The following is a 15,434-nucleotide window of genomic DNA, read 5'->3' on the forward strand; positions in this document are numbered from 1 at the left end:
TCGCGTAGGGCCTACGGCTTCAGAAACTTTGAGAATTACCGCATGAGGGTCTTGGCTCAATGCGGCTGGAACGGTGTCATCAACCGTGTCTGATGGATGCCCATCCCCCGTTAATGGGGTAGAGCCCCTTGAGGCAGTCAGGCAGACGGCCTGGAGGCTACTTCATTTAATCAAGAACTGGCGCGCCCGACAGGAATCGAACCTGTATCAGAAGCTTCGGAAACTCCTATTCTATCCATTGAACTACAGGCGCCAGTACCATCGGCTAAGCAGCCGACACCCCCATATCGTTGCAATCCGGGAGGCTCGACATTGTAGCGGGTTTATCCCATCCCTGCAGTGTGCCGGGGCTGTCGCTATAATCGAAGGTTGAGGCCTGTAACAGAACCCGCCAGGCGGCACGACACTGTCTGCAGTCCAATGGCCGCACTCTATTATCCCAGGACCAGGAACTCATCATGAGCCTTCAAGAACACTCCGAACACGGGCACGGGCACGAAAGTCCCATCAAGACACCAAAACAGCTGCTGATCACGGTCGTGCTTGCCTTTGTGGTGCCGATCGCGGTCATCATCCTGCTGGTGAACCTGGTGGGCTCGTCGATCCGCACGGGTTACGGATCCGACAGCCAAACCGAAGAATCCATCGCCAAGCGCATCCAGCCTATTGCCGGATTCAAGCTGGTCGATGCCGATGCTCCCAAGGTCTTCAAGACCGGCGAACAAGTCTTCCAATCCACCTGTGCCGCCTGCCACAGCAGCGGTGTGGCCGGTGCGCCGAAATTCGGCGACAAAGACGCCTGGGCTCCCTTCATCAAACAGGGTTTCGAAGACCTGCTCAAGAACGCCATTCACGGGATCGGCGCGATGCCTCCCAAAGGCGGCAACTCCTCGCTGGACGACTTTGAAGTCGCCCGTGCGGTGGTCTACATGACCAACCAGTCCGGCGCCGACTTCCCCGAACCCACGGAACCTGCTGCTGGTGACCAGGCAGCCGCGTCGGCGCCCGCCGCCGCTGCGCCTGCCGCTGCCGCCCCGGCGGCTGCTCCTGCGCCGGCTGCTGCCCCCGCTGCCGAGAAACCCGCAGAACAAGCCGCTGCGCCTAAAGCCGAAGCCACCCAGGTATCCGTGGGCGAAAAAGTCTACAAGTCCGTCTGCATCACCTGCCACAGCACTGGCGTGGCCGGGGCGCCGAAATTTGGCGACAAAGCCGCTTGGGACCCCTTCATCAAGACCGGTTTGGACAGCATGCTGGCCAAGGCGATTTCCGGTGTAGGCGCCATGCCGCCGCGCGGCGGCTCGCAGGCGACCGACGACGAACTCAAAGCGGCCATCGAATACATGGTGGACGCGGCCAAATAAGCCCCACCTGACTTCACACCCAAACCCCTCGGCCTCCGCACGGACCCGAGGGGTTTTTCTTGCCCTGCGTAAAGACAAGGACACACTAGGGATACCCCGCATGATTCAAACGATCGTTTGAATTAGAATGAACGGATTACTCAGCAGGAGACCCTCCTCATGCCTCACCCCCTAGCGACCTCGCTGCATCAGAACATGACCCTGCCCGTCATGGCGGCGCCGATGTTCATCGTCTCCGGCCCCGAACTGGTCATCGCGCAATGCGCCAGCGGCATCATCGGTTCCATGCCGGCCCTGAATGCCCGCCCTCAGGAAAAATTGGACGCCTGGCTGACTCAAATCGAAGAGGGTCTGGCTGCCTTGCGGGCGGCGGAACCCGACCGGCCCATTCCGCCCTACGCCATCAACCACATCATCCACCAGTCCAATGACCGCCTGCAGGCGGATCTTGAAACCTGCGCACAGCACCGCGTACCGCTGATCATCACCAGCTTGCGCGCGCCCAACCAGGTCGTAGACGCAGTACACAGCTGGGGCGGCAAGGTCTTTCATGACGTGACGACGCTGCGGCATGCGCAAAAGGCCATCGAAGCCGGCGTGGACGGTCTGATTCTGGTGTGCGCCGGCGCGGGCGGCCATGCCGGGACCTTGTCGCCGTTTGCTCTGCTGGGTGAAGTCCGGCGCATCTTCGACGGCCCCATCTGCCTGTCGGGCGCCATCAGCCGGGGCCAGGATATCCTGGCCGCGCGCGCCATGGGCGCGGACTTCGCCTACCTGGGCACCCGCTTCATCGCCAGTACCGAAGCCAATGCCCAGGCGGAGTACAAACAGATGATCGTCGACACCGCTGCCGCCGACATCGTCTACACCCCCTATTTCACCGGCATCCCTGGCAACTATCTAAAACCCTGCGTGCGCAATATCGGCCTGGACCCCGACCAACTGCCGGCGGCGCAGGGCACGAATTTCGGCAGCGACAGCAAAAAAGCCTGGCGCGACATCTGGGGGGCGGGCCAAGGCGTAGGCAACATCGACTCCGTGCTGCCCACGGCGGATATCGTCGCCCGCCTGCGCGAAGAATATCAACAAGCCGCCCTGTCCGTGCGGGATGGCTTTCTCACGGAGACCTGCGCATGATCCGCCTGGAACATAATGGCCCGACCCTGGAAATCCTGATTGATCGGCCCGAAAGGCGCAACGCGCTGACCGACGCCATGTACCGCGAAATCGACCAGGCCTTGCAGGCCGCCGATGCGGATCCCACCTGCTCCGCCGTCATCCTGCACGGCGCGGGCGGACACTTCACGGCGGGCAATGATCTGGCGGAATTCCAGATGCCGCAAAATAGCCGCGACGTAGGCTCGATCGCCTTTCTGCACACGCTGGCCAGCGTCAATGTGCCGGTCATCGCCGCCGTCCAAGGCCAAGCGGTCGGCGTGGGCGTCACCTTGCTGGCGCACTGCGATGCCGTCTATGCTGATCGCAGTGCGGTTTTCCGCCTGCCCTTTGTATCGCTGGGCCTATGCCCGGAAGGCGCATCCAGCTATCTGCTGCCACGCCTGGCAGGCCCACGCCGCGCCGCCCGGTGGCTGCTGCAGGCCCAGCCCTTTGATGCAGAGGAAGCACTGGCCGGTCAGTTGCTCAGCGACATCCAGGATGATCCCCTGGCCGCTGCGCGCGCCTGCGCTCAGGCGCTGGCCGCACAACCCGTACAAGCCGTGCGCGCCAGCAAACAGCTGTTGCGCGCGCCGGATCGTGACACCGTGCACCAGGTGCTGGATGCCGAAGCAACCGTCTTCTTCGAGCGCCTGAAATCCGCCGAGGCTCAGGCAGCCTTCCAGCGGTTCTTTGCCCGCAAGGGGTAAAGAAAGTCCTTCCACCGGGGCGTGCAAGAAGACAACGCACGCCCCGACAGACATCCCATAAAAACTTGAAAGTTCACAGGATTGGTGGTTTTCACCACACTTTTCCATCTTTTTGCGCTCTAAAACAAGTGTTAGGGTTTACCCCTATCTTTATCCTAGGGTTTACCCTATAATGAACTTGTCGAAAATCTGAAGCTTCTGAAACAGGAGTCAGTTATGAGCTACACCTACACCACCACCCCGAACCTGATGTCTGACGCGCTGGAGCGCGCCTACGCCAATACGGTCCTGACTGAATCGCGACCGTTGTCCCTGATGAAGGGTCTGCGCAGCACGGGTCGTGCTCTGCGCCGGGGAGCCAAGGCTGTTGGGCGCGGCATCACCGCCGTCCTGAATGCCCAAGCCGAAGCGCGTGCACGCAACATGCTGTACAACCGCTCGCCCTGGTAATCGGGATGTGGACCGCCAGTCAGGCGGTCCTGATACGAATTCTCCGTAGGGCCGCATCGTCTTTGTGACGGTGCGGCTTTTTCATCGCTTGAGCAGGTTTTTCAGACTGCTCAGGGCGCGGTCGGGGTCCATTTCGGCGGCGCCCGGCACCGAGCCGTCCGCCTGTGTCTGCAAACCCATTTCAGCGATAAAGCGCGACGGCTCGCACATCGTGTCCTCGCGCCCCCGTCGGCGTTTGCGGCACCAGCTGATCTGCAGGGTGCGCTGAGCCCGCGTGATGCCGACATACATCAGGCGACGTTCTTCCTGGATACGGCGCAGTCGAGCAGCCACCGCCGCCTCGCTGACATCGCCCTCGTCGTCCCCGCCGCGATGCGGCAATAGGCCTTCTTCCACGCCGATCAGATAGACATGGGGGAACTCCAGGCCTTTGGAGGCATGCAAGGTGGAGAGTTTGACGGCATCGGGCTCATCGTCGTCCGAGCGCTCGAGCATGGTGACCAGCGCCACGTGCTGCACCAGTTCGAGCAAGGTCATGTCGTCCTCGTCGGCCTTGCGCTTGAGCCATTCCAGCAATTCCAGCACATTGGTCCAGCGTGTCTGGGCCTGGCGCTCGTCGAGCGTATCGTAGAGATGACGCTCGTAGCCCATAGCCGCCAACAGGTCATCAAGCACCCTGGCGGCATCGTCTCCGCGCAAACCATCGATGCCCACCGCCGCGCCGTCCAGGCCGACCGATGTCTGCGGCGCCAGCTGATTGTCCGGCGCGCCGAATTCCGCCCCGGCGGTCGACGGCGCAGGGTCGGGATCGAAAGCCAGCAGATCCCCCTGGACCGCCGCCCCCGGCAAAGCAGGCACCGCCCCGCCGCGCCGCGCCGCGCGCGCCTGGAAATGCTGAATAAGATGCACAAAACCGAGCACTGCCTCGCGCTGGCGAGCAGCGGGCAGCAAGGCCTCGGTCGCTTCGGCAGCGACGGCATACAGCGACACCCCCTGCCGCGCCGCCTCGCTGCCCAGGGCCTGCAAGGTGCCCTGCCCGATGCCCCGCCGGGGCGTGGTCGCCGCGCGAATGAAAGCGGGGTCTTCGTCTTCGTTGGCGATCAGCCGCAGCCAGGCCAGCACGTCGCGGATTTCCGCTTTGTCGAAAAAGCTCTGGCCACCCGATACCGTATAGGGGATACGCAGGGTGCGTAAGGCTTGTTCCATGATCCGCGCCTGGTGATTGCCCCGATACAGCACGGCGAAATCCTTCCATTGTGCCTGACGCTCGAAGCGGGATGCCGACAACCGCATCGCGATGGATTCCGCCTCGATCAGGTCCGAATCCATCGGCGTGACGCCAATCGGATCGCCCACCCCCAGGTCGGACCACAGGGTCTTGTCGAAGGTCTTGGGGTTGTGACTGATCACCTGGTTGGCAGCCTGCAGGATGCGCTGCACCGAACGGTAGTTCTGTTCCAGCTTGATCACTCGCAGCTGCGGGTAGTCGCGCTCCAACTGGGCCAGGTTTTCCACCGTGGCGCCACGCCAGGCGTAGATGGCCTGATCATCGTCGCCCACGGCGGTGAGCATGGCCCGGTCGCCGCACAGCAGGCGCACCAGCTGGTACTGGCAGGCGTTGGTGTCCTGATATTCATCCACCAACAAATACTGTACCCGCGCCTGCCAGCGCTGCCGCACGGATTCATCGTCCTGCAGCAACTGCGCCGGCAGGCGGATCAGATCGTCGAAATCGACCGACTGGTAGGCGCGCAATGTGGCTTCGTAGCTGCGATACACGCGCACGGCTTCTGCCTCGTCGGCATCCTGAGCCGCCCGTGCAGCGCCATCGGGGTCCAGCTGGGCGTTCTTCCACAGGGAAATCGTCTGCTGGACAGCGCGCAGGCGGCCACGGTCGGTCGTCGCCAGCAATTCCTGGATGATGCCCTGGGCATCGGTGGCGTCCAGGATGGAAAACCCTCGCTTCAGTCCCAACCCTGCGTATTCCTCGCGCAGGAACCGCAGGCCCAGCGAGTGAAAGGTGCCCACCGTCAGGCCCCGCAGCAATCGAGGATCAACCAAGGTGCGGACGCGCTCGTTCATTTCCCGCGCGGCTTTATTGGTGAAGGTCAGCGCCACCACCTGACGCGCCTGATATCCGCATTCGCGCAGCAGATAGGCCATCTTGCGGGTGATCACCCGCGTCTTGCCGCTGCCGGCGCCCGCCAGCACCAGGCAGGGGCCGTTCAGATAGCGCACCGCTTCGTGCTGGCTGGGGTTCAGATCCATCTCAGATTTCCTGGGGATCGATTTCGACCCCCCAACGCACAGGCCGACCGGAGGCCAGCGCATCGGCCTGCGGCAGCAACACCCGCAACAGACCATGCAGGGCGCTACGACGAGGCGATTCGAGCAGCAGCTGCGCCCGCTCGACCCGCGCCACCCGCACGATACGCAGGGGCACTGCATCGTACAGGCATACCCCTGCCGATTCAGGCAAGGCATCGGCCTGCGCCCTGACGGCTCGCAGGAAATCCAAGGCATCGGCCAGGTGGGTCGCCTGCGCCGTCAGCAAGGCCTGGTTGGAAAACGGCGGCAGCCCCAGATCCTCGCGCTCAGCCAAGGCAGATTCAGCGAAACGGCGGTAATCATGCCGGCACAGGGTCTGATAGACCAGCTGATCGGGGTAGTCCGTCTGGACCAGGACTTGTGCGCCGCCCGAGCGCCGCCCGGCCCGACCGGCGACCTGCATCAGCTGAGCAAACAGGCGTTCCGGTGCGCGAAAATCCTGAGCGAACAGCATGGCGTCGGCATTCAACACCCCGACCAATCCCAGGCGCGCAAAGTCGTGGCCCTTGGATACCATCTGGGTGCCGACCAGAATATCGGCCTGTCCGGCATGCACCTGGGCAAAGAGCGCTTCGGCGCTGCCCTTGCGACGTGTGGCATCGGCATCGATACGCAGGATTCGCGCCCGGGGAAAGTATTCACCCAGGAATTCCTCGACGCGCTGCGTCCCCCGCCCCATGGGCTGCAGATCCTGATCGCCGCAATCCGGGCAGGCGCGAGGCGCTGGCTGAGCATCGCCGCAATGGTGGCATTGCAGCACCGTCCGCCGGCCCCCAAGCCGGTGCAGCACGGTATGCGCCGTACAGCGACGGCACTGACTGACCCAGCCGCAGGACACGCACCGCAGCACCGGGGCATAACCCCGCCGGTTCAGAAACACCAGGCTTTGCTCGCCCTGTTCCAGCCGCGCAGCCAGGGCCTGCAACAGCTGCGGCGTAAAGCCTTGCTCCAATTGCGCCCGGCGCGTATCGATCAGGCGAATATCCGGCAGCGCCTGGGCCTGGGCGCGATGCGGCAGGGATACCAAGCGGTAGTCCCCACGCTGGGCGCGGCGCCAGGTTTCCAGGGACGGCGTCGCCGAGCCCAGCACGACAGGGATCCCCAGATCATGCCCCCGCCAGACGGCCAGATCGCGCGCCGAATAGCGCAGCCCGTCTTGCTGCTTGTATGAAGGATCGTGCTCCTCGTCCACCACGATCAGGCCCAGGCGCGGCAGGGGCGTCATCAGCGCCAGGCGGGTACCCAGCAACAACACGGCCTGACCACGCGCCGCCCGCAGCCAGGCGCGCAGGCGTTCGCCTTCGGACAGCCGGCTGTGCAGCACGGCCAGATCACCCGGCGACTGACACAATTGCGTCCGGACGATATGTTCCAGTTGCGGCGTCAGATTGATTTCCGGCACCAGGATCAGGACCTGCCGCCCCTGATCCAACACCTGACGAGCCAGACGCAGATAGAGTTCGGTCTTGCCGCTGCCGGTCACGCCATGCAAAAGCGCGACTCCCTTGCCCGCAGCCAGCAAGCCCTGCAACTGATCCAGGGCAGTTTGCTGCCCTGCCGTCAGCGTGACCTGGGTCTGGACGGACTCATCACGCTGGCCAAGCCGCGCCGTACCGGGCCGGCGATCCGCCCGGCATACCGGCCCGCCGGCTGAACGAGCGCCCGTATAGGCAGCAGGCTTGCGCAAGGGCGGCGGCAGCACCGGCAACAGCACCTCGCCCAAAGGGCGGTGATAATACTGCGCTGCAAAATCCGCCAGCCGCAACCAATCAGCCGGCATGGGTGGCAGGTCGTCCAGCACCGCCTCGATCGGGCGCACGCGGTCGGCGGACACAGCGGGTTGTTCCCGCACGGCCCACACCATGCCCACCATGGCCCGACGACCGAACATCACCCGCACCCGCACCCCCGGCGCCACCGGCGTATCGTGGGAATAGTCAAATAGACCGGGCAAGGGTACATCCAACGCTACCGCCAAATAAACGGGCGCTGCGGCGCCAGGGACCGCGTCTGGCTCAGGGGAAGAAGCTGCTAAATCAGGCATCAGGACGGAATGCTCCAGCCTGTGGATAACTTTGTGGAGAAAGAGAGAACAAAACGGTGAACACCAGCTCTCTCGGCGAGTCAAGATTTACAAAAATACCGAAATTTCTGTATTTTCTGTTATATAACAATAGCTTATGAATAAAACCCAGATTTTTTCCAGAAAAATCAGTGTTAACCCCGACTCGGGCAAAATTGTGCATAAGCACAAAAGTCAAGCGCTCCGGATCATCAAGACCCGGAGCGGCCCGCCATCAGGTATGGTAGGCGCGGCTGGCGGTATGGACCTCGTCCACCAGGGACAGCACCGCCTCGGGCGGGGTGAACTGCGAGATCCCATGCCCCAGATTGAACACGTGTCCGCCTGAACCGACCTCGCCGAAATCCGCCAGTACGCGACGAACTTCGGCGCGGATGGCGGCATCGCCGCCAAACAGCGTCATCGGGTCAAGATTGCCCTGCAAGGCGACCTGGTCCTGCACGGTGCGTCGCGCCTGCGCCAACTGGGCCGTCCAGTCCAGCCCCACCGCATCACAGCCAATCGCTGAAATATCCTGAATCCACTGGCCGCCGCCTTTCGTGAAGACAATGACGGGAATGCGCTGCCCCTCGTGTTCGCGCAGCAACCCATCCAGCACACGCTGCGTATAGTGCAGGGAAAACTGCTGGAACAAGCCATCGGCCAACACGCCGCCCCAGCTATCGAACACCATGACGGCCTGCGCGCCAGCGCGAATCTGGGCATTCAGATACACCTGAACCGCCTGGGCGTTGATATCCAGAATGTGACGCAACAGGTCGGGGCGTTGATACAGCAGGGTTTTGATCTGCCGGTAGTCGCTGCTACCCTGGCCCTCGACCATATAACAGGCCAGTGTCCACGGGCTGCCCGAAAAGCCGATCAGCGGCACGTCGCCATTCAGTTCCCGGCGGATCAAAGAGACGGCATCGAACACATAGCGCAGGCGGTCCATGTCGGGTACCTGCAAGGCCGCGATCGCGGCTTCGTCGCGCAGAGGGCGCTCGAAGCGCGGCCCTTCGCCGTTGACGAACTGCAGGCCCAGGCCCATGGCATCCGGCACGGTCAGGATATCGGAAAACAGGATGGCGGCATCCAGCGCAAAACGGCGCAGCGGCTGCAGCGTGACCTCACAGGCGTATTCCGGGTTCTGGGCCAGCCCCATGAACGAACCGGCCTGAGCGCGGGTCTGCCGGTATTCCGGCAAGTAGCGCCCGGCCTGGCGCATCATCCAGATCGGGGTGTAGGGAACGGGCTGGCGCATCAACGCGCGCAGGAATACATCATTTTTCAACTGGGTCACGGCAAACTTCCTGTAGACGGATCGCGTGGTCCACGCGATGGCGACTGGATCGGAGGAGAAGCCTGGATTTTACCCGACCCCCCCGCAGATTACCCCCCTGATGAGACAGGCCATGAACAGCGCTTGAAGAAGTGCTCGCGCCTCGCTCCATCAACAATTGATAATTATCATTCTCATTTAGATTGCCTGGCTTGCAAGATACGTTGCGCCGTCCCCGATCCGGCGTCGTACCGCTTTCACCTCCATTCCGTGGCAATCATCATGTTCTTCAAGCATCCAGGGTTCGCGCCCGATACCACCGGGCCGATCATCGTAGCCGCCTTGACAGCTGCCCTGAGCCTGACCCCCCCTCTTTCCAGAGCGCAGGCCCATCCCTCGCCCGGCAGTAACGACCGCATAGAAAGCCGAGCGGATACCGACAATGCACGCGACACGGCAGCTACCGATCGGGATGAGCACATCAACATGTTGACACCGGTTCGCGTACGTGGCCTGAGAGACCCTGATGCCCAGGGATACGAGAACGTATTCACCAAGAACGTCACCAACCTATACGTCGATCGTAAAGAGCTGAACCGCTATCAGGTCACCAACCCGGCAGATCTCTTCAAGGGCATGAACGGCGTCTACAGCATGGACTCGCGCAACGGATCGTCGATCACCCCGAACATCCGCGGCCTGTCGGGCGAAGGCCGGGTACCACTGACGGTGGACGGCACCGAGCAGTCCGTCAACGTCTGGCTGCAGGTCTACGGCGCCGGCAACCGCAACTACGTGGATCCCGCCCTGTTTCGCAGCATCGAGGTGGAAAAGGGCCCATCGTTGAGCCGGGGCATCAAGAGCGGCATCGGCGGCGCGGTGAATGTGCGCACCATCAATCCATCCGACATCATCCCTGATGGCGACAGCCTGGGCCTCGAAGTCAAGCTGGAAACCTCCGGCAACACCATCGCGCCCGCCGTCGATGCCAACAGTTATTTCGGCAAAGACTATCGCGACATTCCGGGCGCGACGCTGGGTTCGGATTACGCGGTCAACATCCCCCAGCCCGTGCCGCGCAATCGCAGCGCCGGGGACGCCATGAACTTCCAGGACAAGAGCTTCATGTTCGCCATCGCGGGGCGCAACGACCACACCGACGCCCTGCTGGCCTACAGCTACCGCAAGCGGGGCAATTATTTCGCCGGCAAGAACGGCGCCGACGCCTACGCCAACAACGACGCCTACGCCAAGGACACTTCGGCCTATTTCCCTAATCTGACCAAGCTTTACCACCCCGGCAACGAGGTGCTGAGCACGGCCAGCAAGACCGAAACCCTGCTGCTCAAGAACCGCTGGTACCTGCCGCACGACCAGCAGATCGGCCTGAGCTTCATGCGCACCAACCTGGATTTCGCGGAAACGTCCACCGGACAGTCGATCATGATGATGGGCATCGCCGAGGAACTGACCAAATCCCCGCAGGGCCTGCCCGGCCAGCTCGTCGCCGAATATCCCCGCTCGAACGTCCAACTGGACACGTATAAGCTCGACTACGAATGGAGGCCGGAAGGTTCGCGCGTAGTCGACCTGGAAGCCCATCTCTGGATGACCAGAACCGACAGCGAACGCCACCAGAGCGGCAGTGGCGCCTATTACATCGCCCGCAGCGGCGCGCTGGACGCCTACCAGATCGTCAAGGCCGACTGGGATGCATGCCGGGGCAATCCGTTCGCCAACCCGACCCTGCCCAGCGGGGCGGCCAACTTCACCTGCTTCACCAACCCGGTCCTGAACCCTGCTCTGGGGGGCACCGCACCCGTCGAACCCGACCACGACGGCCACATCTTCGCCGGCAGCGCGCAGTGGACCAGCCACGACCGCAAGGGCTTCGATTTCAGCAACCGCTTCACCCTGACCGACCGGCTGCGCCTGACCGTCGGCGGCGAACTGCAGCACGAAAAGCTGGACGAGCGCGTCGTCAACCTGGATCTGACCGGCGGCATCGGCGTTGGTGGCGCCGCCCTGGCCGAATCCACCGTCAAGTTCGGTCCGCGTTCCGGCACCCGCCGGGAATGGGCCGCCACCATGAACCTGGAATGGCGGCCCACGGACTGGCTCACCCTGACCGCCGGCACCCGCTACAACGAATACTCGGCCTACGACGACGGCCTGGCCGAACGGCGCGCGAACCGGATGGCGGGAGCGCAGATCACCGGACAACGGACCGGGCTGGCGCTGGAGTACGGCCAGTTGATGACGAATGCGGAAGTGGCTCAGTGGACGACGCTATCGGACTCGCAGACTGCGGCGATCAGCAATCTCAGTACTTCCGACTGGGAGCAGCTCGTCGACCACAACGTGACGACGCCCGCCATGCAGGCATTTCACGATGCCAAAGCCGCCCTTGACACCTACATCTCGGCGCATGGAGCGACAACGACCGCTGCCAAGCCTCCGATCACCAGCACGGGGGACACGGCCATGTACTGGAAGAAAACCGTCGTCGTACCCGTCGTGGACGGCAAGGTCGATGCCTCGCAAAGTCCCTTCGCCGGTGGCGGTATCGATCCCTCCCAGACGGCGACCAACCCTCAAGGCAAGACTGGAGAATTCCAGGAAATCATTCCGGTCGGCACATCCACCGTCTACGCCACCCCCGCCGTCGGCCAGGAATGGGCGCCGCCCAAGCGGCAGTACGGCCACGCCTGGTCGCCGGTCTTCTCCGCCACGACGCGCGTCACCGACACCATCAGCGTCTACGCCCGCTACGCGCAGATGACGCGCTTTCCCAGCATCTTCGAGATCGCCTCCACGACAGTCGGCCTGGGCAACACCTATTACCTGGGCAGCGGCGCCGGCAAGCCGGAACGCAGCACCAACTGGGAAATCGGCTATTCCCAGGACCTGGCCCCGTTCCTGCCGGGCCTGCGCCAGGCGGACGTGCGCCTGAGCTATTTCGACACCACCATCCAGGACTTCATCGACCGCGATGCTTACCTGAACGTGATCCAGTTCGACCGCAAGAAGACCACCGGGATCGAGTTCCAATCGCGCTTCGACAGCGGTCGGTTCTTCGGCGGCCTGGGCGCCACCTGGCGGCTCAAGCAGGAACTGTGCGACAAGGATTACGCCTACGGCCTGGACCCCTTCTACAACCGCATGCCGGAATGCATGACCGGCGGCTTTCCCGACATGCTGACCGCCACCAGCCTGCAGCCGCGCTATTCGATCAATGCCGAACTGGGCACCCGGCTGCTGCAGAACCGGCTGGAACTGGCGCTGCGCGCCGTCTATCACTCGAAGGCGGAAAACAAGCAACTGGACGACCTGCTGAACACCCCCTACGGCCCATCCATCTGGAAGGAAAACAGCATGCGCCAGCTGTACTGGCACCCGGTCATGCTACTCGACGCCTCGGCCCAATGGCGCGCCACCAAGAACGTCACGCTGAGCCTGGGCGTCACCAACATCACCGACCGCTATTACCTGGACCCCATGGCCAAGATCCCCGCCCCCGGCCCAGGGCGCACGATCACCGTCGGCATGCGGGCGCAGTTCTAGCAGTCCCGAAGTTCCAGGGTTTCCTGGCTTTCCCTGAAAACCAGGTTTTTCCATCGTTTTCTTCAAGGAGTTGATATGAAACGATCCCTGTCCCGCGCCCTCATCGGCGCCTCCCTGGCCCTGATCGCCTCCCAGGCGTCAGCCGCCACCGTGCTGGGTGGCACGTCCAACGCCGCCAACGTCAATCCGGCGTCCTCGACGCTGTTCGGATCGGGCAACGCCGGCCTGATCTTCAACGGCGGCTCGGCCGCGATCGATCTGGCCGGCGGTCCCATCGCCCAGTCGAACAACGCCATCAGCCGCGGCCCCGACGCCAGCGGCAACACCTACCTGAAAGGCAGCGACATCAACTTCTTGGCCGGCCTGATCCTGGGCGACACCCAGATCGCCCAGGTATGGCGCAACGACGTGGTCTACAACGGCGGCACCACCACGATCAACAGCGTGCGCCAGATGATCGTGCCGCCGCTGCCGTTCATGCCCGACTTCGGCGGGCTGGTGATCGGCAAGGTCGACGGGTCGCCGGTCTATTTCGGCGAATGGGCGCCCAAGGGTCCGAACTATTCCAATCCAGATAGCTCTGATCTGAACATGGGCAGCGCCGACCGCACGGTGTGGTACGTGGGCGAAAACCCCACCGCGGCCATGCCGACCCTGGTCAGCGCCCAGTACAACGTGATCGGCATCAATCAGCACAACCCGGAAAACCCCAGCGTCTACCAGGGCGTGCTGACGGCCAACTACGGCGGAAGCAGCGGAACGCTGGCCGGCAGCATCGTACGCGGCGCCGATGCCGTGAATTTCGCCGGCACGACGATCAACTCCCAAGGCGCGTTCACCAACACCTCGACGATCTCCGGCCAGTTCTACGGCTCGCAAGCCGAAGCCCTGGCGGGGATCTACACGGGCGCGACCCCGCAGGATCACGTCGCCTTCGGCGGCGCGCGGCAGTAAGCGGGGATGGGACCGGCACGATGACGATCCGCTGGACGCAGCTTCACTTCCTGCCGGCCCTGCTCCTGGCCTGCGCCCTGCTGCCGTCCCCGCCCGCCCGGGCGGACGAGGACGACACCCGCTACCTGCTGGACCAGGCCGGACGCATCGGTCGCCAGCGGGACGGCGGGGCGGGGGCGCTGGCCCCGCACCCCGAAGGCCTGGTCCTCACCATCGAGGGCCGGGCCTACCGGGTCAAACCGACCTTGCAAGACCTGGAGCCGGCCTTGTACGTGGCCATCAACCGGGGCCAGTGGGGCGAGGCGCGCGCGCTGGCGGATTCGTACCGCCGGCTGGCGGGCCACAAGCCGCACCTGGTCCTGCTGGCCGACGGCCTGGCGGCGCGGGCCGAAGGCGACTATGGTCGGGCCATCGGCCTGCTGGAAGACGCCCGCGACGATGCTCCCGGCGATGCGCGCACGCAGATGGAACTGGCCCGCGCCTACGCCGAGGACGGCCAGGACCGGGAATCGCGCGCTCTGTTCGAGCAGGCCATCGGCAACAGCCTGCCGCCCGACACCCGCCAGTTGCTGCAAAGCTATGCGGACGCCGTGGATCGGCGCGGCGACTGGCAGGGGTCCATCGCCGTGGGCCGGGGCCACAATGACAACATCAACCAGGCCAACGGCTTCGAGCACTGTTCGATGTATTTCCTGACTCTGTGTCTGGCGCGGCTCAAGCTACCCGACCCGATCGCATCGACCTTCACCAATTACGACCTGGTGCTGAGCAAGCGGATCGCGCTGGCCGGCCATCACAACCTGCTGCTGCGCCCCGTCAGCTACGGGACGTCCTATCAGGAGACCGCCCCGGAAGGGCGCGCGATTGAGGACTACAGCCAGCAGACCCACGTGCTGTACGCCGGCTACCAGTACGCCGATGTGCGGCAGAAAATCAGCCTGCTGCCGTTCATGGAACTGTACGCCCGCGACGGCCACACCAACTACCAGGCCCCCGGCCTGCAGGCCGAATGGAGCCGGGCACTGACGCCAAGCCTGCGCCTGACGGCCCAGGCGAGCGTCAAGCGCTACGCCTACAAGGCACAGGACAGCCGCTATTTCAGCGACTACACGCAAAAGGCCGCTGGGCTGGGAATCGCCTGGATGCCCACGGCGAACACCAGCCTGCAGGCGGGCATCGACTTCACCCGCCGCAAATACCCCATGCCCACGGAAAGCGGCAAGGACCTGGCCGTGCGCGCCGGGGTGTACCACGCCTTCGGGCAGTCCGGCGCCTTCGTCAACCTGCTGGCCCTCTACCGCGTCAGTCGCAACGACGAACGCGATTTTTTCCTGGGCGCCCGGCGGCGCGACGAACAGCAGCTCTACATCGCCACCCTGGGATCGACGCGGCTGTCGGTCTGGGGAGCCTACCCCGAACTGCGTTTCAAGCACGTCGTCAACCACAGCAATTCGATCTTCTACGGCTATACGCAAAACGAGGTCTCGCTGCAGTTGCGAAGAAATTTCTGAAGGCATACCCGAACACCCGACGGACCACCTAAAACGTATTGATAATTATTCTCATCA

The 15,434-nt window shown here is 63.6% G+C and carries 10 protein-coding genes and 1 tRNA gene; 7 read left to right on the forward strand and 4 right to left on the reverse strand.

Going from position 1 to position 15,434, the window contains the following annotated elements; translation table 11 throughout:
• Positions 1-178 precede the first annotated feature (178 nt).
• Positions 179-253: transfer RNA gene (locus WBF69_RS10650), tRNA-Arg, on the reverse strand.
• A 205-nt stretch (positions 254-458) separates the two neighbouring features.
• Between WBF69_RS10650 and WBF69_RS10655 the strand changes: the two genes are divergently transcribed.
• From WBF69_RS10655 to WBF69_RS10670, 4 genes are all read left to right on the forward strand, one after another.
• Positions 459-1,361: a c-type cytochrome gene (locus tag WBF69_RS10655; RefSeq protein ID WP_424263955.1), complete on the forward strand. Its 903-nt coding sequence runs from the start codon at positions 459-461 to the stop codon at positions 1,359-1,361.
• A 159-nt stretch (positions 1,362-1,520) separates the two neighbouring features.
• The gene (locus WBF69_RS10660; protein ID WP_424263957.1) at positions 1,521-2,498 is read left to right on the forward strand and encodes an NAD(P)H-dependent flavin oxidoreductase; all 978 of its coding nucleotides are present in this window, start codon (positions 1,521-1,523) and stop codon (positions 2,496-2,498) included.
• Positions 2,489-3,226 carry an enoyl-CoA hydratase/isomerase family protein gene (locus WBF69_RS10665; RefSeq protein ID WP_424264078.1) on the forward strand — a complete coding sequence of 246 codons (738 nt, stop codon included), beginning with the start codon at positions 2,489-2,491 and terminating at the stop codon, positions 3,224-3,226. Before WBF69_RS10660 ends, WBF69_RS10665 begins: the two co-directional genes overlap by 10 nt.
• Before the next feature lie 216 nt (positions 3,227-3,442).
• Positions 3,443-3,676, forward strand: coding sequence for a hypothetical protein (locus WBF69_RS10670; RefSeq protein ID WP_424263959.1), 234 nt, complete (start codon positions 3,443-3,445; stop codon positions 3,674-3,676).
• A gap of 81 nt (positions 3,677-3,757) precedes the next feature.
• Here the strand turns inward: WBF69_RS10670 and WBF69_RS10675 are convergent, their stop codons facing one another.
• The 3 genes from WBF69_RS10675 to hemE all read right to left on the reverse strand — a co-directional run bounded on the left by WBF69_RS10675 (position 3,758) and on the right by hemE (position 9,369).
• Positions 3,758-5,944 (reverse strand): UvrD-helicase domain-containing protein, encoded by a 2,187-nt coding sequence (locus WBF69_RS10675; protein ID WP_424263961.1) that lies wholly within the window; start codon positions 5,942-5,944, stop codon positions 3,758-3,760.
• A 1-nt stretch (position 5,945) separates the two neighbouring features.
• On the reverse strand, positions 5,946-8,048 hold the full coding sequence (locus tag WBF69_RS10680) for a primosomal protein N' (RefSeq protein ID WP_424263963.1): 2,103 nt from the start codon (positions 8,046-8,048) through the stop codon (positions 5,946-5,948).
• 253 nt (positions 8,049-8,301) lie between these two features.
• Positions 8,302-9,369, reverse strand: a complete 1,068-nt coding sequence (hemE, locus tag WBF69_RS10685) for a uroporphyrinogen decarboxylase (protein WP_424263965.1) — start codon at positions 9,367-9,369, stop codon at positions 8,302-8,304.
• Between the two features lie 261 nt (positions 9,370-9,630).
• Between hemE and WBF69_RS10690 the strand changes: the two genes are divergently transcribed.
• The 3 genes from WBF69_RS10690 to WBF69_RS10700 all read left to right on the forward strand — a co-directional run bounded on the left by WBF69_RS10690 (position 9,631) and on the right by WBF69_RS10700 (position 15,377).
• A complete protein-coding gene (locus WBF69_RS10690) occupies positions 9,631-12,912 on the forward strand; it encodes a TonB-dependent receptor domain-containing protein (RefSeq protein ID WP_424263967.1) in 3,282 nt (1,093 codons plus the stop codon).
• 75 nt (positions 12,913-12,987) lie between these two features.
• Positions 12,988-13,866, forward strand: a complete 879-nt coding sequence (locus WBF69_RS10695; protein ID WP_424263969.1) for a Slam-dependent surface lipoprotein — start codon at positions 12,988-12,990, stop codon at positions 13,864-13,866.
• 20 nt (positions 13,867-13,886) lie between these two features.
• A complete protein-coding gene (locus tag WBF69_RS10700; RefSeq protein ID WP_424263971.1) occupies positions 13,887-15,377 on the forward strand; it encodes a surface lipoprotein assembly modifier in 1,491 nt (496 codons plus the stop codon).
• Positions 15,378-15,434: the final 57 nt, after the last annotated feature.

The organism is Castellaniella sp., assembly GCF_049673105.1.
Taxonomy (GTDB): domain Bacteria; phylum Pseudomonadota; class Gammaproteobacteria; order Burkholderiales; family Burkholderiaceae_B; genus Castellaniella.